Origin of the sequence: Rhizobium beringeri (genome assembly GCF_004306515.1) — a bacterium.
Classification (GTDB): domain Bacteria; phylum Pseudomonadota; class Alphaproteobacteria; order Rhizobiales; family Rhizobiaceae; genus Rhizobium; species Rhizobium beringeri.
This window is the reverse complement of sequence record NZ_SILG01000003.1, coordinates 91,517-112,538: the sequence shown is the minus strand read 5'-3', so window position 1 is coordinate 112,538 and position 21,022 is coordinate 91,517. Positions and strand designations below refer to the sequence as shown.

The 21,022-nt window shown below is 60.8% G+C and carries 16 protein-coding genes and 3 pseudogenes; 9 read left to right on the top strand and 10 right to left on the bottom strand.

What is annotated here, in order from left to right; translation table 11 throughout:
• Window positions 1–62: 62 nt before the first annotated feature.
• From ELH03_RS28085 to ELH03_RS28050, 8 genes are all read right to left on the bottom strand, one after another.
• Window positions 63–1,208 carry a glycosyltransferase family protein gene (locus tag ELH03_RS28085; protein ID WP_128412103.1) on the bottom strand — a complete coding sequence of 382 codons (1,146 nt, stop codon included), beginning with the start codon at window positions 1,206–1,208 and terminating at the stop codon, window positions 63–65.
• Entirely contained in the window at window positions 1,205–2,452 is a 1,248-nt protein-coding gene (locus ELH03_RS28080; RefSeq protein ID WP_130767004.1) for a glycosyltransferase, read from the bottom strand. Before ELH03_RS28080 ends, ELH03_RS28085 begins: the two co-directional genes overlap by 4 nt.
• A 9-nt stretch (window positions 2,453–2,461) precedes the next feature.
• Complete coding sequence (locus ELH03_RS28075; protein ID WP_130767003.1) at window positions 2,462–3,670, bottom strand: glycosyltransferase family protein; 1,209 nt, start codon at window positions 3,668–3,670, stop codon at window positions 2,462–2,464.
• Between the two features lie 96 nt (window positions 3,671–3,766).
• On the bottom strand, window positions 3,767–4,939 hold the full coding sequence (locus ELH03_RS28070; RefSeq protein ID WP_165420541.1) for an ABC transporter permease: 1,173 nt from the start codon (window positions 4,937–4,939) through the stop codon (window positions 3,767–3,769).
• On the bottom strand, window positions 4,939–5,937 hold the full coding sequence (locus tag ELH03_RS28065; RefSeq protein WP_128404730.1) for an ABC transporter permease: 999 nt from the start codon (window positions 5,935–5,937) through the stop codon (window positions 4,939–4,941). The genes ELH03_RS28070 and ELH03_RS28065 overlap by 1 nt, the downstream gene beginning before the upstream one ends.
• Window positions 5,938–5,940: 3 nt before the next feature.
• Entirely contained in the window at window positions 5,941–7,848 is a 1,908-nt protein-coding gene (locus ELH03_RS28060; protein ID WP_128404731.1) for an ABC transporter substrate-binding protein, read from the bottom strand.
• Window positions 7,848–9,737, bottom strand: a complete 1,890-nt coding sequence (locus tag ELH03_RS28055) for an ABC transporter ATP-binding protein (RefSeq protein WP_018071532.1) — start codon at window positions 9,735–9,737, stop codon at window positions 7,848–7,850. Before ELH03_RS28055 ends, ELH03_RS28060 begins: the two co-directional genes overlap by 1 nt.
• A gap of 155 nt (window positions 9,738–9,892) precedes the next feature.
• Window positions 9,893–11,236, bottom strand: coding sequence for an adenylate/guanylate cyclase domain-containing protein (locus ELH03_RS28050; RefSeq protein WP_130767001.1), 1,344 nt, complete (start codon window positions 11,234–11,236; stop codon window positions 9,893–9,895).
• Between the two features lie 509 nt (window positions 11,237–11,745).
• Between ELH03_RS28050 and ELH03_RS28045 the strand changes: the two genes are divergently transcribed.
• From ELH03_RS28045 to ELH03_RS38120, 3 genes and pseudogenes are all read left to right on the top strand, one after another.
• Window positions 11,746–13,083, top strand: a complete 1,338-nt coding sequence (locus tag ELH03_RS28045) for a nucleotide sugar dehydrogenase (RefSeq protein WP_130767000.1) — start codon at window positions 11,746–11,748, stop codon at window positions 13,081–13,083.
• 209 nt (window positions 13,084–13,292) lie between these two features.
• Window positions 13,293–13,954: pseudogene (locus ELH03_RS28040) on the top strand (GNAT family N-acetyltransferase).
• A 7-nt stretch (window positions 13,955–13,961) separates the two neighbouring features.
• Window positions 13,962–14,174: pseudogene (locus ELH03_RS38120) on the top strand (hypothetical protein); the annotation flags it as partial.
• Between the two features lie 72 nt (window positions 14,175–14,246).
• On the opposite strand, the gene ELH03_RS28030 reads toward ELH03_RS38120, so the two are convergent.
• Window positions 14,247–15,188 (bottom strand): LysR family transcriptional regulator, encoded by a 942-nt coding sequence (locus ELH03_RS28030; protein WP_128412092.1) that lies wholly within the window; start codon window positions 15,186–15,188, stop codon window positions 14,247–14,249.
• Between the two features lie 127 nt (window positions 15,189–15,315).
• Between ELH03_RS28030 and ELH03_RS28025 the strand changes: the two genes are divergently transcribed.
• The 6 genes and pseudogenes from ELH03_RS28025 to ELH03_RS28000 form a co-directional block, all read left to right on the top strand.
• On the top strand, window positions 15,316–16,161 hold the full coding sequence (locus tag ELH03_RS28025; RefSeq protein WP_130766999.1) for a transporter substrate-binding domain-containing protein: 846 nt from the start codon (window positions 15,316–15,318) through the stop codon (window positions 16,159–16,161).
• A gap of 9 nt (window positions 16,162–16,170) precedes the next feature.
• The gene (locus ELH03_RS28020; protein ID WP_128412093.1) at window positions 16,171–16,821 is read left to right on the top strand and encodes an amino acid ABC transporter permease; all 651 of its coding nucleotides are present in this window, start codon (window positions 16,171–16,173) and stop codon (window positions 16,819–16,821) included.
• Entirely contained in the window at window positions 16,821–17,468 is a 648-nt protein-coding gene (locus tag ELH03_RS28015) for an amino acid ABC transporter permease (protein ID WP_245504897.1), read from the top strand. The genes ELH03_RS28020 and ELH03_RS28015 overlap by 1 nt, the downstream gene beginning before the upstream one ends.
• Before the next feature lies 1 nt (window position 17,469).
• Complete coding sequence (locus ELH03_RS28010) at window positions 17,470–18,252, top strand: amino acid ABC transporter ATP-binding protein (protein WP_128412094.1); 783 nt, start codon at window positions 17,470–17,472, stop codon at window positions 18,250–18,252.
• A 19-nt stretch (window positions 18,253–18,271) separates the two neighbouring features.
• Window positions 18,272–19,252 carry an agmatinase gene (gene speB, locus ELH03_RS28005; protein ID WP_128412095.1) on the top strand — a complete coding sequence of 327 codons (981 nt, stop codon included), beginning with the start codon at window positions 18,272–18,274 and terminating at the stop codon, window positions 19,250–19,252.
• 168 nt (window positions 19,253–19,420) lie between these two features.
• Window positions 19,421–19,687, top strand: a pseudogene (locus ELH03_RS28000) (Tn3 family transposase); the annotation flags it as partial.
• Between the two features lie 94 nt (window positions 19,688–19,781).
• On the opposite strand, the gene ELH03_RS27995 reads toward ELH03_RS28000, so the two are convergent.
• Window positions 19,782–20,957, bottom strand: coding sequence for a DUF3095 domain-containing protein (locus ELH03_RS27995; RefSeq protein WP_130766998.1), 1,176 nt, complete (start codon window positions 20,955–20,957; stop codon window positions 19,782–19,784).
• Window positions 20,958–21,022: the final 65 nt, after the last annotated feature.

Sequence of the window (21,022 nt, the reverse complement as noted above, 5' to 3'; positions counted from 1 at the left end):
GCGACCGGCTGCAAAAGTGCCGATTCTCGCCGGAACATTGCTTATATCACAGGAATTTTGGATTAGGCGAGGGATTCGGCAATCATGGAGCGAATGATGGCGGCCGTTTTCTCCGCTCCGGCGAGATCGAGCGAGACCGGCCCTCTTGGCTCAGCGGCGAGCGCCTTCTCGACGGCCTCCTTCACATGGCCCGACGTCAGTCCGTTTTCCGGCAGAATATCGGCAAGGCCGAGCGCCTGCAGCCGTTCGGCGCGCACCGTCTGCTCGGTCTCTCCACCGGCGACGAAGGGGATGAGGATCGCCCGGCACGCGGTGCGCAGGAGATCGCCGACCGTGTTGTAGCCCGCTTGCGAAATCGAGACCTTGGCGCCGCGCAGCAGCGAGGGAAAATCCTTGCGGAAACGCACCAGCGTCACATTCGGGCCCGCGTCTTCAGACAGCGCGGCGAAATCTGCCTCCGGCAGGTTCGGGCCGGCGACCAGCAGCCAGCGAAGATCGGCGGGCAGCAGCGCTGCCGCCTCTTTCGCCGCGCCGATCAGCGCAGCGCCGACCGCGCCGCCGCCCGCCGATGCGATGATGTCGAATGTCTCGGTCGGTTCCGGCGCCGGCGGTGGTGCGACGAGGCCGGTATAAAGCAGCCTGTCGGCGATCTCTGATGTCAGCGGGAAGGTATCCTCGAGCCTGACGAAACCGGGATCGCCGTGGACGAGCACGGCATCGAAATGGTCCTTGACCAGCGTGACGGTCTCCGCGTCACGGCCGACCTTGCGGTTTTCCTGCAGGATGTCGCGCACCGAGCTCAAGAGTTTCGGCCGGGGTTCGGCCTTTTCGATGGCCTCGAGCAAGGGCAGGAGTTCGAAGCGCATCTGTCGCCGGCCGAAGGGGAAGGCCTCGATGATGACGACATCGGGCCTTGCGGCATGAAAGGCATCGAGCAGCAGCTGGCGGCGGGCATGGAGGAAATCCTCGCCCGCTGGCCGGCCATCGGCATCGGCAAGGCCGGAGAAACCGGCATTGCTGGCGACGACTGGCGGCAAGGCCACGGTCTTTATGCCTTCGCCCGGAAAGCCCGGCACCGGCAGGCCGCCGGTGACGACAGTCACGTCAAAACCGTCTTTCACCAATGCATTGGCGATGCGGCTGGCGCGGGCTATGTGGCCGATGCCAAGCAGATGCTGGACATAGAAGAAAATACGCGGTGCCGTCATGACGCCTTCTGCCATTCGGCCTCGAACAGGCCGGTGAGCTGCCGGATGCTGGAGTGATAGTCGAAATGTTCGCGCACCTGGTTTTCGGCGGCGTCGCCAAGGCGCTTGCGCAGTGCCGGGTCGCGGATCGCCGCCTCCAGCGCCCTGGCCAGCAGCGCCGGGTCCTCCGGCGGCACGACGAGGCCGTTTTCACCGTTTTTGAGGAGCTCCGGCACGCCGGATACTTCGGTCGAGACGCAGACGAGCCGCTGGCTGGAGGCTTCGACCAGCACGTTCGGCAGGCCGTCGCGGTCGCCGTTGGCGGCGATCCGGCAGGCAAGCGCGAAGAGGTCGGCGCGGCGGTAATGATCGAGCACGTCTTCCTGCGCCATGGCACCCTTCCAGACGATGCGGCCGGAGATACCGAGTTCGCTGGCCAACGCCTTCAGCTTCGCAAGCTCCTCGCCGCCGCCGATATGGTCCATGCGCCAGTTAAGGTCGGCGGGCAGCAGCGCCAGCGCCCGCAGCAGCACGTCGTAACCCTTCTTCTCGACGGCGCGGCCGACGCTGAGGATCAAGGCCGGATCGTCGGGTTCGCTGCCGGTGCGGTCCGAGCGCTCGCCGGCAAAATGGCCGAAACGGGCGAGATCGAGACCGTGGTAACTCAAATGCACGGCCTCTTTGCGTGATGTCAGCGTCCGCATGTGTTCATAGCCCGTCCTGGTACAGGTGACGGTCCAGCGGGCGCTGCCGAGCTTTTCGTTCAGCTCCCAGTCGGGCGACGTCCATATGTCCTTGGCATGCGCCGAACAGGTCCAGGGCGTGTCCGTGAGGATGCTCGCATATTCCGTCACCGAGGCCGGCGTGTGGATGAAATGGGCATGCAGCCATTCGCCCTCGTCCGGCCATTCACGCCCCAGCACCAGTGCCTGGCCGAGACGGCGGAAACGGTTGCGGGAGAGGTCGCGCTTGAGGTCGGCGAGGAAGCGTTTCATCAGCGCCTTGAAGCCGGGTTTGGAGAAACCGGCGGTGAGGCCTTTCAGCACGCGGATCGGCTCCTCGTGCAGATATTCCGGCAGATAGACGACGCGCGCCCTGATCTCCTCATGCACGGGATGGCGCTTCTTGTCGGTCGGCCGGCGCATCGAAATCAGCGTGAGGTCGAAGCCGGCCTTTTCGAGGCCGAGCAGCTCCTGGGCGATGAAGGTTTCCGAAAGGCGGGGATAGCCCTTCAGCACAACGAGGATCTTGCGGCGTGGCGGCAAGGCTTTGCTCTATTCCGCGCCGACGAGGGAAAGGTGGCTGCCGCGGCCGTCGATCCACCGGCCGACGGTCTGCGAGATATGGTCCAGCCCTTCGAGACGCATATTGCCGCCGCTTTTCGACGGCGGCTGGCGGAAGGGCAGACGCTTCAGCGCTTCGGCCATGATGGTCGGATCGACCGACTGTTCCGGCAGCAGCATGTCGACGAGGCCGAGCTCGCTTGCCCGCTGGGCGCGCAGCAGCTGTTCCTCGCGTGGCTTGACACGCGGCACGATGAGCGCCGGTTTGTCGAAGGAGAGGATCTCGCAATAGGTGTTGTAGCCGCCCATGGCGACGACGCCGGTGGCGCTGTCGATCAGCTCTTCCATGTGATTGTCGAACTCGATCACCTCGATATAGGAGATCGCTTCTCCCTTCTGCACCAGCTTGGCGCGCTCGGCGGCCGGCATATAGGGGCCGAGCACGACGAGCGCCTTCTGCGTCAGCGTCGGATCGGCCTCGTAGGCGTTCATGACGTCGTGGACGAGATCGGAGCCGTCGCCGCCGCCGCCTGTCGTGACGAGGATGTAATTGTCCTTGCGGGCGTTGATCGAGGTCTTGCCCCTGGAGACGCTGCGCTGCAGGAAACCGACGAAATCCATCTTCCGGCGCAGGCTTGGCGGCACGTCGAGGCCGATCAGGGGATCGTAGAAATCCGGCGGACCATAGACCCAGACGCTATCGTAATATTGGTCGATCTTCTGCATGATGCTGTTCTTCTTCCACTCGGCCTCGAGCAGATGCGGCGCGTCCATGATCTCGCGAAGCCCCAGCACCAGGACGGTGCCGCGAGCCTTGAGATAGGCGAGCGTATCCTCGACTTCGCCCTTCAGCCCCATCGGTTCCTTGTCGACGATGAAGATATCGGGCTGGAAGGTCTCGGCCGTGTGGCGAATGCTCGATTCGCGCATCTTCAGCGTCTCGTGCAGGTCGATATGGCTGGCGAGCGACGTATATTCGCCGTTGCGGAGCTTGATGACGCTCGGGATCTTCACGAAGTCGACGCGGGCGCGGTAGTCGAAGGCGCCGGCGATCGTGGCACCCGAAATGATCAGAATGTTGAGGCCGCGATAATCCTCGACCAGCGCATGGGCGATGGCGCGACAGCGGCGCAGATGGCCGAGACCGAAAGTGTCGTGGCTGTACATGAGGATGCGCGCATCTTCGAGACGTCTGGACATGGGCATCCCTTCTGGGGTGAGCAACATACTTAGTACCCCCACCGTCCGGAGGCCAAGGGGTGGGAGCGGTGCCGCAATGGGCCGCCGCGTTTCCTGCTATTTGTAGGGATCTGCCGCATCACGCAAGCCGTCTCCCAGAAAGTTGAACGCCAAAATGACAAGAACAACAGGAATGATCGGATAGAGCAGCCACGGATAGAAGGCGATGACGCTGACGCTTTTTGCCTCGGTCAGCAGAATGCCCCAGCTGGTGATCGGCGGACGAAGGCCGAGGCCGAGGAAGGAGAGCGCGGTCTCTCCAAGGATCATGCCGGGGATTGAAATCGTCGCCGACGCAATCAGATGCGACATGAAGCCCGGCACCAGATGCCGGCCGATGATGCGCGGCGTGCTGGCGCCCATCAGCTGTGCGGCCTGGACATAATCCTCCTCGCGCAGCGCCAGGAGCTTGGAGCGCACGGCACGCGCCAGCCCCGTCCAGTCGATGATGCCGAGGATGACGGTGATGCCGAAATAGATGACGATCGGGCTCCAGGTCACCGGCATGATGGCGGCCAGCGCCATCCACAGCGGTAGGCTCGGCAGCGATTGCAGCACTTCGATCAGGCGCTGGACGATGAGATCGAAAATGCCGCCGCGATAACCGGCAAGGCCGCCGATGACGATGCCGAGCACGAAGCTGATCGAAATGCCGATCAGACCGATCGTCAGCGATATCCGCGCGCCGTAGAGAATGCGCGACAGCACGTCGCGACCGAGCCGGTCGGTGCCGAGCAGGAACATCTGGCCGCCGATCGCCGGGCAGACGAGGTGATAGTTCGAGGCGACAACGCCCCAGAATTTATAGGCATCGCCGCGGCAGAAGAAACGGATCGGCTGCACGTCGTTCGTCTTGTCGGTATAGACGCGGTGCAGCGTGTCGATATCGAGCGTCATGCTGCGGCCGTAAACGTAGGGACCGACGAAGCTGCCCTTGTCGAAAAAGTGGATGGTTTGTGGCGGCGCGTGGATGAAATCGACATTGCGCGTGTGCAGGCCGTAGGGCGCCAGGAACTCGACGATCAGGATCATCAGGTAGACGGCGGCGAGAAAGATGCCGGAGATCAGGGCCAGCTTGTGCTGCTTGAACTTCCACCACATCAGCTGCTTTTGCGAGGCGAGATGGATGCGCGATTGCGCCGCCGTCATGCTTTCGGTCGCGTGCGGATCGAAAGGCGCAGTCGAGACGTAATGCGGAAGCGGTGCGCCGGGTGCGGGAAGGGGCGACATTATTTGGTGCTCCTGCCTTGCAGACGGATGCGGGGATCAAGGAAGCCGAGCGCGATGTCGGAGATCAGCACCCCGATGACGTTGAGGAAGGCCAGGAACATCAGGAAGGAGCCTGCGAGATACATGTCCTGGCTCTGCAGCGCCTTGATGAGCATCGGCCCCGTCGTCTCCAGCGACAGCACGATCGCGACGATCTCGGCGCCCGAGATGATCGACGGCAGGATCGAGCCGATATCGGCGACGAAGAAGTTGAGCGCCATGCGCAGCGGGTATTTGACCAGCGCTTTGAGCGGCGGCAGGCCCTTGGCGCGGGCGGTGACGACATACTGCTTCTGCATCTCGTCGAGCAAATTGGCGCGCAGCCGCCGGATCATACCGGCCGTGCCGGCCGTGCCGACGATGATCACGGGGATCCACAGGTGAGAGAGGATCGACCGCGCCTTCTCCCAGCTCATCGGCGCCGAGATATATTGCTGGTCCATCAGATGGCCGATCGAGATGCCGAACCAGATATTGGCGAAATACATCAGGATCAGCGCCAGCATGAAGTTCGGAATGGCGATGCCCATCAGGCCGAGGAAGGTCAGCCCGTAATCACCCCAGCTATACTGGTGCGTGGCCGAATAGATGCCGATCGGAAAGGCGATCAGCCAGGTGAGCAGGATCGTCGTGAAGGAGACGAGCATCGTCAGCCACAGACGATCGCCGACCACGTCGGAGACCGGCAACTGGTATTCGAAGGAGTAGCCGAAATCGCCGTGCAGCATGCCGCCGACCCAGTAGAAATAGCGCACGATCTCCGGCTTGTCGAAGCCGTATTGCTGGCGCATCTCCTCGATTTCCTGGAGGTTGGCGGTCTCGCCGGAGGCGCGCAGCTCGGCGATCTGGCTCTCGAAGAAGTCGCCCGGCGGCAGCTCGATGATGGTGAAGACCAGCGCTGAAATGACGAAGAGCGTCGGCACCATGGCGGCGATGCGCCAGAGAATGTATCTGAACACGCCTCAGGCCTCCTTGTACCAGAATGCATCCGGCATATAGACGCCGAGATAGGAGGTGGGATCGAAGCCGTAGAGGGCTTTCTCCGGCAGGTTTTGCAGCTTGGCGGCGCGAAGGATCGGCTGCAGCGTGCTGTTGATGAGGCCGATGGAGAACACCTGTTGCGTATAGAGCGACAGCATCTTGTGCCAGATCACCTGGCGCTCCTCGAATTTGGCCGTCGAGCCCCATTGGCTGAGCAGGTCGACCAGTTCGGCGGCCTCCGGCAGGTCGGGTGCGACGCCCTCCTGGCCGGCGGAGAGGTAGTGCATGCCCCAGAGCGGCCATTGCAGCTGATCGTCAAGTGTCGGTGCAAGCCCTGCAGGCGACATGTCGGCCGTCGGCACGCCATTGTCGAGGCCGTACCAGATCGACATCATGATCGAACCGCTCATGGCCCGGTTGCGGAAGACGTCGCGCTGCGAGGTGCGGGTATAGAGCGCAAGGCCGATATTGGCCCAGTGGTCGTGCACCAGCTCCAGCACGTCGGTGTCGAGATTGCTCTCGCCGGCGGTCTCGACGGTAATCTCGGCGCGCCGCCCGTCGGGCAGCAGCCGGATGCCGTCGTCGTCGCGTTTGGTCAAGCCGAGCTCGTCGAGCAGGCGGTTGGCCTCGTCGGGATCGAACTTCACGAAGGCGTCGGCATATTCCTGCTTGAAGAGCGGGCTGTCGGGCAGGACCGTATCGGCGCTTGGCGTGCCAAGGCCGTAGAAGGCCACCATGTTGACCTCGTGCCGGTCGATCGCCAGCGACAGCGCCCGGCGCAGGCGCACGTCGCGGAAGAGGCCGCGCCACACCTCGTCGGCGCAGTTGAGGTTCGGCAGCAGCGTGATGCGCGAGCCGCGCGCGAGCTTCCAGAGATTGACCTTCACCGGGAAGCGTTTCTCGGCCTCCTTCAGGAAGGTGTAGTCGTTGAAATCGATGCCGGTCACCTGCAGGTCGGCTTCGCCTGCACCCGCTTTAGCAGCGATGATCGACGAGGAGGAGACGTTGAGGATGAAACGGTCGAGATAGGGAAGCTGCCTGCCGGTCTCGTCGATGCGGTGGAAGAACGGGTTGCGCTCGAAGACGAACTGCTCGGACGGCAGCGGCGTCGTATTGCGCCAGGGATCGAGCGTCGGCAGGTTCGGATTTTCCGGACGATAGGAACGCGCCATCTTGATGTGAAGATCCTGCCATTTCTTGACGCGGTAGGTCTTCATCAGCTCGTCCATCTTCGCCTGGTCCGGCTGGAATTTCTTGTGAAACTGCTTGAGATAATGACCAGGGCCGAAGATGACGAGCGGCTGGGGGCCTGCCAATGTCGGCAGGAACATCGGGTTGGGTTTTTCCCAGGTGTAGCGCACGGTCAGCGCATCGAGCACCTCGAAGCGCGGCAGGCTGCCGTGCGGACGAAGCTCCAGCGCGCCGCCGCCGGGCGTCAGCTTGTCGTTTAAGATGACGTCTTCCCACCAGTAGCGGAAATCGTCGGCCGTGAACGGCTGGCCGTCGGACCACTTATGGCCCTCGCGCAGCGTGAAGGTGAAGACCGTGTCGTCCTCGGACTGGAAACCGGCCAGGATATCCGGCTGGAACTGCAGATGCTTGTTGTAGCCGACCAGGCGGGCATAGCCGTAGATCGTCATGAAGCGGATGTCGCGCTGGCTACCGATGATGGTGCGCACCGTGCCGCCATAGGCACCGGGTTCGAGCCCCATCTCCTTCAGGTTGACGATGCGCGGGCGAACGGGAATGCGCTCGGCCATCGGCGGCAGGCTGCCTGATGTCAGCCGTTCCTTCAGGAATTCCGGCTCGGCGGCGAGTTGCGCCCTCACCACTGCGGGCGCGATCGCCGCGCCGACGAGGCCGCCAAGGAATACGCGACGCGTCACCATCAACGCAACTCCTTGGCATCGGCGCCCTTGCGGGCCCGCACCAGATGGCCGTCGCCGAGGTCGGCATAGGCAAGTTCGGAAGCGTCGTCATGTTCGGCGGTGAAGGTCACGCCCCAGTTTTGCTTGTCGGCGGCGCCGTTTTCTCTCAGCGCCTTGAAATCGAGCGGTCGGTCGAGATCGGGGAAGGGGACGGCGGCAAGCAGCGATTTCGTATAGGGATGCACCGGATCGCGCAGGATGATCTCGCGCGGCGCGATTTCGACGATGCGGCCCTTGCACATCACCGCGATGCGGTCAGCCATATAGTCGACGACGGCGAGATTGTGCGAAATGAAGAGATAGGTAAGCCCCAGCTCCTTCTGCAGGTCCTTCAACAGGTTGAGGATCTGTGCCTGCACGGAGACGTCGAGCGCCGAAACCGGCTCGTCGAGGATGACAAGCTTCGGCCCGAGCGCGAGAGCGCGCGCAATGCCGATGCGCTGGCGCTGGCCGCCCGAAAAACTGTGCGGGTAACGGCTGAGATAACGCTTGTCGAGGCCGATTGCCGCCATCAATCCTTCGACCTTGCGCTTGCGCTCGTCGCTGTCGCCGCGGTCATGGATTTCAAGAGGTTCACTCAGGATGTTGCGCACCGTCATGCGCGGCGAAAGCGAGGAGACCGGATCCTGGAACACCATCTGGATCTTGGTCCGCATATCCTGCAGTTCGGCGCCTTTGACGGAGAGGACGTCGACGACCTCCTTGCCGTCGTTGAACACCACCGCGCCACTGTCCGGCGTGATGGCGCGCATCAGGATCTTGCTGAGCGTCGTCTTGCCGCAGCCGGATTCCCCGACCAGGCCAAGACATTCGCCGCGGAAAATGTCGAAGCTGACGTCGTCGACGGCGCGCAGGACGGTGGCTTCGTGCTTGCCGAAGAAACTGCGCTTGCGCGTCTTGTAGGTCTTCGAGAGATTGGCGACGGAAAGCAGGATGCCCGGCGTCTCTGCCTGGAGCGGCTTCTTCTTGCCGACGAGGGCTTCGAGATTGACCGTTACCTCGCGCAGCGCTTTCAGCCGCTCGCCGGGTTTCATGTCGAAATGCGGAACGGCGGCCATCAGGCCCTTGAGATAGGGATGTTGCGGATTGCGGAAGATCGCCTCGACGGGTCCTGCTTCCATGATCTCGCCGTGATAGATGACGACCACCTCGTCGGCCATATTGGCGACGATGCCGAGATCGTGGGTGATGAGCAGCATCGCCATGCCGAGCTTGGCCTGCAGCTCGCGCAGCAGTTCCAGGATCTGCGCCTGGATCGTCACGTCGAGCGCCGTCGTCGGCTCGTCGGCGATTAACAGCGCCGGCTTGCAGATCAGCGCCATGGCGATCATCGCGCGCTGGCGCATGCCGCCCGACAGTTCGAACGGATACATGTCGTAGGTGCGATGTGGATTGGAGAAGCCGACCAGGCCGAGCATCTCCTCGGTCCTTTCACGGGCTTCCTGCTTGTCGGCCTCGGTATGGATCAGCAGCACTTCGCTGATCTGATTGCCGATCGTATGCAGCGGCGAGAGCGAGGTCATCGGCTCCTGGAAGATCGTCGCCATGCGCCGGCCGCGCAGGTCGCGCATTTCCTCGCTGTCGCGCGGAAAGGACAGGATATCGGTCGTGCTGCCGTCGAGCGGATCGGTAAAGAGAATACGGCCAGACGCCTTGGCCGGATTGGGCAGGATGCCCATGACCGACTGGCTGATTACCGATTTCCCGGAGCCGGATTCACCGACGAGGGCGGTGACCTTGCCCGGAAGAATGCGAAGATTGGCTTCTTTTACGACGCGTAACCGGTCACCGAAAACCGAGAAGGAGACGTCGAGATTTTCAATACGCAACAGATCGGCTGCAGACGCCATACCAATGAAATTCCCCAGTCTTCTATGTTCCCGTTAAGGCACACTATCGTACCGCAAACGGGGTGTCTAGCTGATGACAATCATAGAAAAACCGCCGTCTCCCGCCGAAGTTCCCTCGGGCGAGACACGCAGATTATGGCAGGGGTTCTAAGCTCTTACTGGATGAATTTCTCCATGCTGGTGCGCTTCACCTGTTTCTTGGCGTCACGATGCAGGAGAATGACCTGCTCGGCTTCTGAAAGTCCGTTCTGCACGGCCTCGCGGAAGCTTTCGTCGACGTTGATTGCGGGCGCCGGCGCACGCGGCTGCAGCACCGTCACCTTCTGGCGGATGCCGCGCAGCTTCTCCTCGCCGAGCGTCGTCCATTCGCCGCCGCAGTAACCGGCGAAGGCCTGGCTGGCGACGACCTCGCGCCCGTATTTCTTGGTAAGGATCTGCAAACGTTGGACCTCGTTGACCGCCGAGCCGAAGGCGGAGAAGGTCAGGCGGTCCTTGAGGCCGACATTGCCGAACATCACGTTGCCGACATGCAGGCCGATGCCGTAGCCGACCCTGGTCAGGCCCTTCTGCTCGCGGTCCCTGTTGAGCTCGGCGACCCGCGCCTGCGCCTGATGCACGGCCGAAAGTGCCGCCTCGCAGGCAATTTTCGATGGGTCCTTGTGGCGTCCGCAAGGATAGACGGCGAGGAAGCCATCGCCGAGGAAACTCAGGATCTCGCCGCCATTGCGGTTGAAGGGGGCGGCGATCGCGTCGAAGAACTGGTTCAGCGTGTCGATATAGGCCTGCCGGCCTTCCTTTTCGGCATACATGGTGGATTCACGCATGTCGCCCATCACCAGCGCCGCCCGGATCGTCTCACCGTCGCCACGGCGGATCTGGCCGTTCAGCACCCGCTTGCCGGCATCGCCGCCGAGATAGGTGGTCAGCATGTTGTTGGCGAGCTTGCCGAGCACCGCCATCTTGGCGGCGACCGCCAGATGGTTCTGCATCCTCAGCAGCGCATCGATCATGTCGTCGGAAAAGCCGGTATTGTGGTCCGTCGACCAGGAACCCATCATGCCCTGCACCGAGCCGTCGCCGAAGGGCTGCACGAAGGCGAGATAGTCGGTGATGCTGTCCTTGCGCAGATCCTCGAAAATCGGAAATTCGTTCGGCCCATCCAGTAACAGCCGGCGGCGGATGTGCTGCAGATTGTTGTCGAGCAGGTAATAATAAGGGCTCTGCAGGAAGCGGTCCGGCTTTTGCCCGGCAGGCATGCGGAAGCCCTCGATGGTGACGCCGCTGGCGCGCCGCCAGGTGAAGCTCAGCGCATCGTAAAGCGGGTGCAGCATCGAGAAGGAAAGATGCACGCGCGCAAGTGGCAGGCCCGCAGCAGTCAGCCTTTCGCAGAAACCGCGCACGATGTTTTCAAGCTCGTCTCCGGCCAGCGAAGAGTTCGTCAGCCATTCAGCGACCCGGTCCAACAAGATGGAGGACACGCTGGATTCGATCGTGCTCATTCTCGGTATGATCCTCATAATGCACGCCATCCCCAAGAGCCAAAAGTCCCTCGGCCGGCACATTTTCATGCGCAGGTCACAAGGAAATCAGGATGTACGAGCGGTATTATTTGTCAACGGATCTGCCGAAAGCCCGGCAGCGGCGCCCCTCAGCTCCCCATGTCGGGGGATCGGACGGGTTGTCCTTTCGCAGTGGTTCAATATCAAAAGTCAAAATAGGGATGCTGCAAATGCGAAACAATGGGAGCTTCAATTTTTTGTGCGCTCAAGTTGCAGCAAAGGGCGCGGTCTGAGTCATTTCCGCCACACCCGGCTAAAGGATTTTAGGCATCAATGCCACGCGATATCCCGGCCCAGGAGATCGGCGAGAGGGTTAGGCTGAGGGCAGCCATTTGTGCCAACCGGACGGCCGCGCCCCCTGAAAGACGAGGAAGATCCGCGCCCGGGTTTAATTTGCCGGGATCATGCATTAGATCAGCCTTCTCTTCCCCGTTTTGAAAGATCCCGCCTTGGCCACCTCCACCTTCGATACGCTTTTGCAGAAGATCGAAACCCGCGCGGCCCGTGCCGGCATCATCGGCCTCGGCTATGTCGGCCTGCCGCTGGCGATGGCGGTGGCGCGTAGCGGCTTTGCGGTGACCGGCTTCGACATCGATCCGGGCAAGATGGTGGCTCTCGATGCCCGCCGCTCCTATATCGACGCGGTAAGCGACGAGGCGCTGTCCGCCGAGATCGATGCGGGACGTTTCAAGGCGACGACCGATTTTGCCGGCCTCGACGAGTGTGACGTCATCATCATCTGCGTGCCGACGCCGCTCACCAAGCATCGCGATCCCGATCTTTCCTTCGTCGAGGCGACGTCGCGCTCGATTGCCGCGCATTTGCGTCCCGGTCAGCTCGTCGTGCTGGAATCGACCACCTATCCCGGCACGACCGATGACGTGGTGAAGGTCATTCTCGAAGGCACCGGGCTGAAATCCGGCTCGGACTTCTTCGTCGGCTTCTCCCCGGAGCGTGAGGATCCCGGCAACCAGCACTATCATACCGCCACCATCCCGAAGGTCGTCGCCGGCGACGGGCCTGAGGCGCTGGCGCTGATGAAGGCCTTTTATGGTGCGGCGGTATCATCCGTCGTTCCGGTCTCTTCGAATGCGACGGCGGAGGCCGTGAAGCTCACCGAAAACATCTTCCGCTCGGTCAATATCGCCCTCGTCAACGAGCTGAAGACCGTCTATGCGGCAATGGGCATCGACGTCTGGGAAGTGATCGACGCGGCCAAGACCAAGCCCTTCGGCTACATGCCCTTCTATCCGGGCCCCGGCCTCGGCGGCCATTGCATCCCGATCGATCCCTTCTACCTCACCTGGAAATCGCGCGAATACGAGCTGCCGACCCGCTTCATCGAGCTTGCCGGCGAGATCAATTCGGCCATGCCGCGTCATGTCGTCGGTAAGCTCGCCGAAGCGCTCGACATCCGCGCCGGAAAGGCGTTGAGCCGCAGCAAGGTGCTGGTGCTCGGGCTCGCCTACAAGAAGAACGTCGCCGATATCCGCGAAAGCCCGTCGCTGCGGCTGATCGAGATCATCGAGGAGCGTGGCGGACGGGCGGATTATCACGATCCCTTCGTCGCCGAGATCCCGCCGACGCGCGAATACCAGGCGCTGAAGGGCCGCAAATCGGTGGCGCTGACGCCTGATACCATTGCCGGCTACGATGCGGTGCTGGTCGCGACCGATCATGACAGGGTGGATTATGCGACGCTCGCAAAAAACGCCTCGCTGATCATCGACACGCGCAACGTCTTCAACCGGCTCGGGCTTGCGGCCGAACACGTCATCAAGGCGTGACAGAAACGTCACTGCATAAGTCTGCTATTCGGCAGCGCCTCGCTGTTCCTGCCTGAGGGGTCTATCCACCCAAGCTCGCAATCGATTCCCATCCAATTGGCCTGCTCGCAGCTGCCAAAATGGATGGGAACAACCAGCCATATATATGCAATTACAGGGCTACATACTCAACGACGGCATTGTTCCGTCAGATTCTGGATGGTGTCTTCATGGAACTCAGCAATTGGAAAGGTGCTCACAAAGCGGAGCGAAAAATACTGGAAGGGTCTTACGCGCGGCTAGAGCCGCTGAGCGCGGATCGGCATGCACAGACTTTGTTCGAGGCGGCGGCTGCACCCGGCGCGCAAGATCGATTCAAGTATCTTTTTGACGATGCCCCTTCCGATTTCAGCGATCTGCGGGTCTGGGCGGAGAGGGCGGAAGCCAGCGCGGACCCTCTATTCTTTGCGGTCATCGACAAGGCGACCGGCCGTGCTGAAGGCCGCCAGGCTTTAATGCGCGTGGATACGGTCCACGGCGTAATCGAGGTCGGCAATATCCTGTGGGGACCGGCGATCACACGGACGCGGACCGCAACGGAAGCACTGTTTTTTTCGCTGACTATGTGTTCTGCTTTGGATACCGCCGCTTCGAGTGGAAGTTAGACAACGGCAACGCTCCTTCCAAGCGAGCAGCCGAGCGCTTCGGATTCTGCTTCGAGGGCATTTTCCGACAGCACATGGTCGTCAAGGGCCTCAATCGCGATACCGCATGGTATTCCATCACCGACAGGGAATGGCCGCGTCTTCGCGCCGGTTATGAGCGCTGGTTGCAATCTGACAACTTCGACAGCTCTGGACAGCAATTGAACAAGCTGGCGTTCGATCTGTGAGTGTCACGGAGTTCGCCGCATCAGCGTGGGCGGCTCAATGGCGCGCGCCGCATGTGGCGGGCTGATGCGGGCCGCTGAAGACGTGCAGAAATTCGGCACATTCACCTATGCGGCCGACGCGCCTACCGGCACCACGAGTTTGCTCGGAGCGTGCGAGACACACATTGGAAGGACTGACCCGCGAAGCACCATAATGCGGCGACCTATGTCGACCGCGTAGACGACCATGCTCCCGGCAAACAACCTCCTGCACCCAAAAGGCGCTTGCAAATCTCGCTATTAGACGACGGTGCTAGCTTGTCGCATTTCCTGGGGCGAAAGAATGTCCCATGTGTACCGCCTCCGAAGCAATGCCCGCCAGTTCACGGATGAAGAAGTCAAGGATGGTCGACGGTTTCTCGGTAGACCGCGTCGCGATGACGAAGGTGGAATGAATACGGGTTTCCTCCGGCATAAGCTGCCTGAAACGCCCTTTCTGCACCCAGCCGCGGGCATAGTGGTCCGGCAAGTATCCAAGATAGTGTCCAGACATCACGAACATTGCTTGCGCCTCCATGTTGGAGGCAATGGCCCGCGCACGTGCTTTTGGGAAGAACTGCAATTCACGCATGTTGGCGTATGGCCGCACAACGAAATCGAAAGTCTCGACGTGTTCGATCGTCAATTCGGCTTCCGCCTGCCGGAAGAGGGGGTGCCCTTGGGCACAGTAAAGCGAATGGATTTCTTCCCGGAACCGCGAGAGCTTCAGACCCTGATAGGGTTTCGTTTCCGGTAGCAATGCTATGTCCAGACCGCCATTGGCAATTTCCGAAAGAAGCGCGTCCGGAGTGTCTATTGCCAGTTCAACGCGCGCTTCGGGCGCCCGTTCGCTGATACGGGCGATCACCCGGTGGATAGGTAGGTCGCTGTCGGTAATGGTATTATCAACGAGGCCGAGCCTTAGAGTGCCGGTAATGCGGTTTTTGAGTGCACCGATGTCGCTCTCGAAGGCATTGAGTGCCAGAAAAAGCCCTTTTGAACGCTCATGCACGATAGCACCACGGTCCGTCAGTTCAAAACCCGAGCGGCCACGCTGGCAAAGCTTGAAACCCAGACGATCTTCCAGCGCCTTGATGTGGAAACTGACCGCCGACTGACTAAGGCCCAGCGCGATCTGTGCACCGAGAAAACTCTTATGGTCAACGACCGCCCGAAACACGGTCAATGACCTGAGGTCGGATTGGGCGAGCAGCATCCGCGCATCCTTACATTAATAATCTTGATGTAAACTCCACATATTTCCTATTTTTCTGTAGCATTGTCCATGCTTCCTTGTCTTCGGAGACCACGAAACGGTCCCGGAAAAACAGGGGAACAGGACTATGAAAGTCATTCGGAATTCGAAAAGCCTTCTGATCTGCGCCGCATTTGCCATCGCGTTGGCCGCACCCGTCGCTTCGGCCGCCGAGCTACTCGAAAAAATCAAAACGGATAAGGTCTTCACTGTCGCTACCGAAGCGCGCTTCGCGCCGTTCGAATTTGTCGAGGACAGCAAGATTGTCGGCTATTCCGCAGATATCATGGCAGAGATCATGAAGGCTCTGCCCGGTGTCGAACTGAAGCGGCTCGACCTGCCTTGGCAGGGCATCCTCCCGGGTCTAGCCGCCAGTCGGTTCGATTATGTCGTGACCTCCGTCACGGTCACGCCGGAACGCATGAAGGCTTATCATCTGTCCGCACCGATCGCCGATGCCACAATGGCTGTGCTGAAGCGCAAGGGTGATACCGACATTGCCAAGCCGGAAGACATTGCCGGCAAACCGGTCGGTTCACAGGCAGGTTCGGCCCAGCTTGCCGCGCTTGAAAAATTCGCGGGCGAACTGAAGGCAGGTGGCAAAGGCGACGCCACGATTTCCACCTACACCGACTTTTCCGAAGCCTATGCAGACCTTGGGACCGGTCGCATCAAAGCTGTCATCAACTCGCTGCCAAACCTGCTCGAAGCAGCACGTCAGCGTCCCGATGTATTCGAGGTGGTGCTGCCGACCTTTGGTGCAAAAACCTATTTCTCATGGGCTGGCCGTAACGATGCCCAAAGCGCCTCGCTGAATGCGCTGATGGACGCCGAACTGGTCAAGCTGAACAAATCCGGCAAACTGGGCGAGCTACAGAAGAAGTGGTTCGGCGCGCCGATGGAACTGCCGGAAAAGCTGGCAGTTAGCGAGTAAGATCCAGTCATGGACAGAGGACTCGCAGGTGTCTGGCTAGCTCTTTTCGATGGCTTCGCCACCACAGTCATAGTCAGCTTTTCAGCGCTGCTTCTCGGTGCGCCCCTGGCCATTCTCCTTGCCGCAGCTTCACGCGGCGGCAGGGTTACAACCCGTCTGGCGGGACTTTATCTCTCCTTTTGGCGGGGGACGCCCATCCTCGTCCAATTGTTGATCGTCTTCTATCTGCTGCCATTTTTCGGGCTGGAGTTGCAACCAACGCTAGCCGCAACACTGGCGCTCGCATTGAACACCGCAGCCTTCCAGTCCGAGATCTACCGCGCCGGACTGCTGGCAGTCCCGAAGGGTGAGATCGAGGCTGCCAGCATGCTCGGTCTGTCCGCAAGCCAGACGTTTTTCAGGATCGAAGCGCCCCAAGCGATACGTCTGATGCTGCCGGCCCTGATCGGGGAAATGCAGGCTCTGGTGAAAAACTCCTCGCTGGTATCGGTGATCGCCGTCACCGACATCACCCGTCGGGCGCAGCAGGTCGCCGCATCGACATTTCGTCCACTGGAAGCCTATACCTCGGCTTTGTTACTTTACGTGATCATCGGCGCAGTTCTTGCGTGTATTGGCCTTTTGTTGGAGCGCCACCTATCACGGGAGGCGAAACAATAATGTCGGATTTTGTCAACGATATTCCATTATACGCGGCGGGTCTTGCCACTACGATCGGTGTTTCGCTGCTGGGCATCTTCATTTCCGTAGTCGGCGGCATTTTTCTTGCACTTGCATTGCGCAGTCGCCTTCGGCTCATTGCGATTCCGGCCCGCGGTTACATCGAATTTTCGCGTGGCGCACCTCTCGCGCTGGTGTTGTTCCTCCTCTATTACGGAGGCCCGCAGTTCGGTTTGCTGCTGAGCCCCCATGTCGCCGGCATCGTCGGTCTCGGGCTTTATGGAGCCGGACTGTTTGCGGAAATCTTTCGTGCCGGCTTCAGTGCGATACCGAAGGGTGAACGGGAGGCCGCCGAAATGCTTGGCCTGACACCGGGCCAGCGCTTTCTCAATATCGAACTGCCCCAGGCATTGCGGGTCACGCTTCCCGCCAGCGTCGGGCAGACAATCAATCTGGTCAAGGAATCTGCCGTGCTTTCAGTCATCACGCTTGGTGAACTGACAAAGGTCGCAGGTACGATCAGCTCCATCACCTTCGCTGTCGTCACCCCTTATCTTACCATCGCCCTCCTCTACTGGGCGCTCGTCGAAACTATCGCGCGTCTCGGTTTCTATGCAGAGCGACGCTTTACGGTGAAAGGCTCCTGATATGACCGCAAGTAAAGCTGCAATCTCGGTGCGCGGACTTCAGAAGCATTTCGGCGACAAGAAGGTGCTGACCGGCATCGACCTCGATATTCATGCTGGCGATGTTACCTGCATCATCGGCCCATCTGGTTCTGGCAAGAGCACGCTGTTGCGCTCTATTGCTTTTCTCGATCCTTACGACGGCGGCGATGTGCAGGTTTTTGGAAAGCTGATCGGCTGGCGGGAAACGCCACTCGGACGGGAACGGGCCGGTGTGAGGCAACTGGCGGAAACACGCAGGCCCCTTGGCATGGTGTTCCAGCACTTCCACCTCTGGCCGCACATGAGCGTGCTCAACAATGTGACCCTGGCACTTCGGCTGGTGCATGGTGTGCCTCGAAAGCAGGCAGAGGAAACAGGGCGGGCGATGCTGGAGAAGGTCGGGCTTTCCACCTTCGCGGATCGCCGTCCCGAAAGCCTTTCCGGGGGGCAAAAGCAGCGCGTGGCCATTGCCCGGGCGCTGGCAGTCCGGCCGAAGGCGATGCTTTTCGACGAACCCACCTCGGCGCTCGACCCGGAACTGGTGGGCGAAGTGCTTTCTGTCATGAAGACACTCGCGACAGAGGGAATGACCATGGTCATCGTCACCCACGAGATGGGTTTTGCCGCCCATGCGGCCAGCCGCGTCGTCTTCATGGATAGCGGCCGCATTGTCGAGGAGGGCCCGCCGCAAATGCTTTTCGCCACCCCGAAAAGCGAACGTCTTTCTCAATTTCTCCAGACCTGGCGCGAACGCGCACTTTGATAGCTTGAAAGGAACGATCATGGCTGCTCACGGATACGATAAAGGCCGGCTTAACCTGCCCTTCGTCGGCATTTCCACCTTTGCCAAGAGCCCTTATGTCGAGAACTGGGACAAGATCGACGCCGATGTCGCGATCCTCGGCGCACCGTTCGATTTCGGTACGCAGTGGCGATCCGGCGCCCGTTTCGGGCCAAGGAGCATACGCGAGGCGTCTACGCTGTTTGCCTTCGGCCACGCCGGTGCCTACGATCACGAGGACGACGTGACGTATCTAGAAGGTGTAAGGATCGTCGATATCGGCGATGCCGATATCATTCACACCGACACCGCATCGAGCCATGCCAATATTGAAATCGGCGTTCGCAAGATCCTTTCGGCAGGTGCGCTTCCAGTCGTGCTCGGCGGCGATCATTCCATCAACATCCCCTGCATCAACGCCTTCGGCGATCAGGAACCTGTCCATCTCGTGCAGTTCGATGCGCATCTCGATTTCGTCGATGAGCGCCACGGCGTACGCTTCGGCCATGGCAGCCCGATGCGTCGTGCTTCGGAAAAGCCTTGGGTGACCGGCATGACGCAGCTCGGCATCCGCAATGTGTCATCCACCGCCAAGGAAGGTTACGACCACGCCCGCGCCCAGCGGTCGGACATCCTGTCCGTGCGCCAGATCCGCAAACTTGGCGTAGATGCGGTTCTCGAGCGTATTCCAGCAGGCAAACGCTATTACCTCTCAATCGACATCGACGGCTTCGATCCATCGATTGCACCTGGCACCGGCACACCCAGCCATGGAGGCTTCATCTATTATGAGGTCCTAGAACTGATTGCCGGTCTTGCAAAGCGAGGCACCATTGTCGGTGTCGATCTTGTCGAGGTCGCGCCCGATTACGACCACACCGGAACAACAGCTATTCTGGCTGCACAGCTTCTGCTCAATACGATAGGTCGGATATTCGCGGTAAATGTCTCAGCAAATGGAAGGAATTCTCGCGTTGAATGATGCTTTCGCAGATAGCCTGGCTTTTCACTTGAAATATCGCGAGTTGGAATCGCGCTCAAATTCGTGTCGTAAGAGTCCGCCTGAAGCGTGTGGTTCTTACGACAACGTTTTGCCCACGTCACTTTTGGGTACACCCAAAAATTACATTCAAATGTGACGCTCGCAGAGCGTTTCCGCGATCGTAGCCAGGAGAACCTATCGATCCGGGCATCGGCCCTCAACCTGGTCGTCACCGCCATCATTCACTGGAATACGATTTATACCGGCCGCGTCGGCGATGCCGTGCGAAACGCTGGAGAAGCCGTCCCCGAGCATCGGCTTTCCAGTCTGTCCCCGCTCACATGGGAGCACGTGAGCCTGACCGGCGACTACCTTTGGCAAGACAAACCCGCTGTCGATGAAAAGGGCTTCCGCGCAATCTCGTTCGGTCTTTGATCCGGCTACCGTATATCTGTGCCCCTTTAATGTTCAGGGGCCCTCTTGCGCAGTGCAGGTGATTGCGACGTCCGAAGATTGTCCGGTCATAGTGTTAAATCGTGCTCGGTGCTGTTGAAAGCGACTTGCCGGTGATCTGGCTGGCGGCCACCGCATAACCGCCGGCGGCGCCATCGATGAAATGGATGTGATCGCGCGCGATCGGCGTCGGCACGAAGCAGGTCATCAGCGCTGAGGATTGTCGATGCAGGCCGTAGCGGGCCACACCCTTGGCCTGCGCCTGTTGCAGCAGGGTCTCGATGCGCTTGAGGTGTTCGGCGTCGACGTCGATCGTCATCTTCAGGCCGTCGTCGAACTTGCGGAAATCGGAATTGTCGGCGACGTCGCGCTTGTAGCGGCGGGCATCGAAGCGGCCGAGCGGAATGCCGAACCTGTAGCACGCAACCGTGATGCCGAGTTGCAGGAAGATGAAGAGCTTCTGCCACAACCGCCGGCTGGGCGGCGCGGTGGCCTTGGCCTCGCGATTGATGCCATGCAGCGAGAAGGCAAGGTCCGGACCATCGGCCGGCACTGGATGGCTGTCCCTGTTCTGCTCGGTGGTGATGGCGACAATGCCGCCGACGAGCTCTTGAAATTCCCGGCCTGGCCGACCTTCGCCGGGCACGGCGATGATCGAGACGATCTCGCCGTTTCTCGCATCGATCGGGCTCCAGCGGCAGGAGAGACCGGTCAGATCCGGGCGGGTTCCAGCCGGCGCGCGGTCAATGCCGTAACGGCCGAGCTTCATCTGTCTTTCGGCCCAGCTGGTGCCGCCGCCCCAGAACATCGCATAGGTGACATTGGGGCTTGCGGAGTAACGCGCGACACGGACGTCGAGGCCCTCGGCGCGGGTGTCGGCGACCGGCACGATGGCGATGCGCAGCATCAGGTTCAGATCTTCCTCGACCCAGACCTGCGCGGCGGCAAGGGCGTCGCGTGCGGCCGCCTCCAGCGAACCCGGAAGCGCGATCAGCGCGCCGTCGCCGCCGAAGACGAAGGGATAGTCGCCCTTGCCGACGGCATTCAGCACCGCTGAAATGACGCTGGCGCCCGCCATGTTGACGTCCTTGTAGCGGCCGGCGCCGATTGCCTGCGTCGAGCCGACGATGTCGGCAAGCGCCAGCACCCATCCGTCCGGGAGCGGCCGGTAGTTGGCGGCGTCGGTCACGCCCTCGAATTCGCTGAAGAGCGGCACTTCGGCAAAGAAATCTTCGTCGGTCACGGTTTTCATGTCATCGAGCTTAGCACAGATCCATGTTGCCACTGCAACGCCAATTCCCATTTACGGCAATCGAC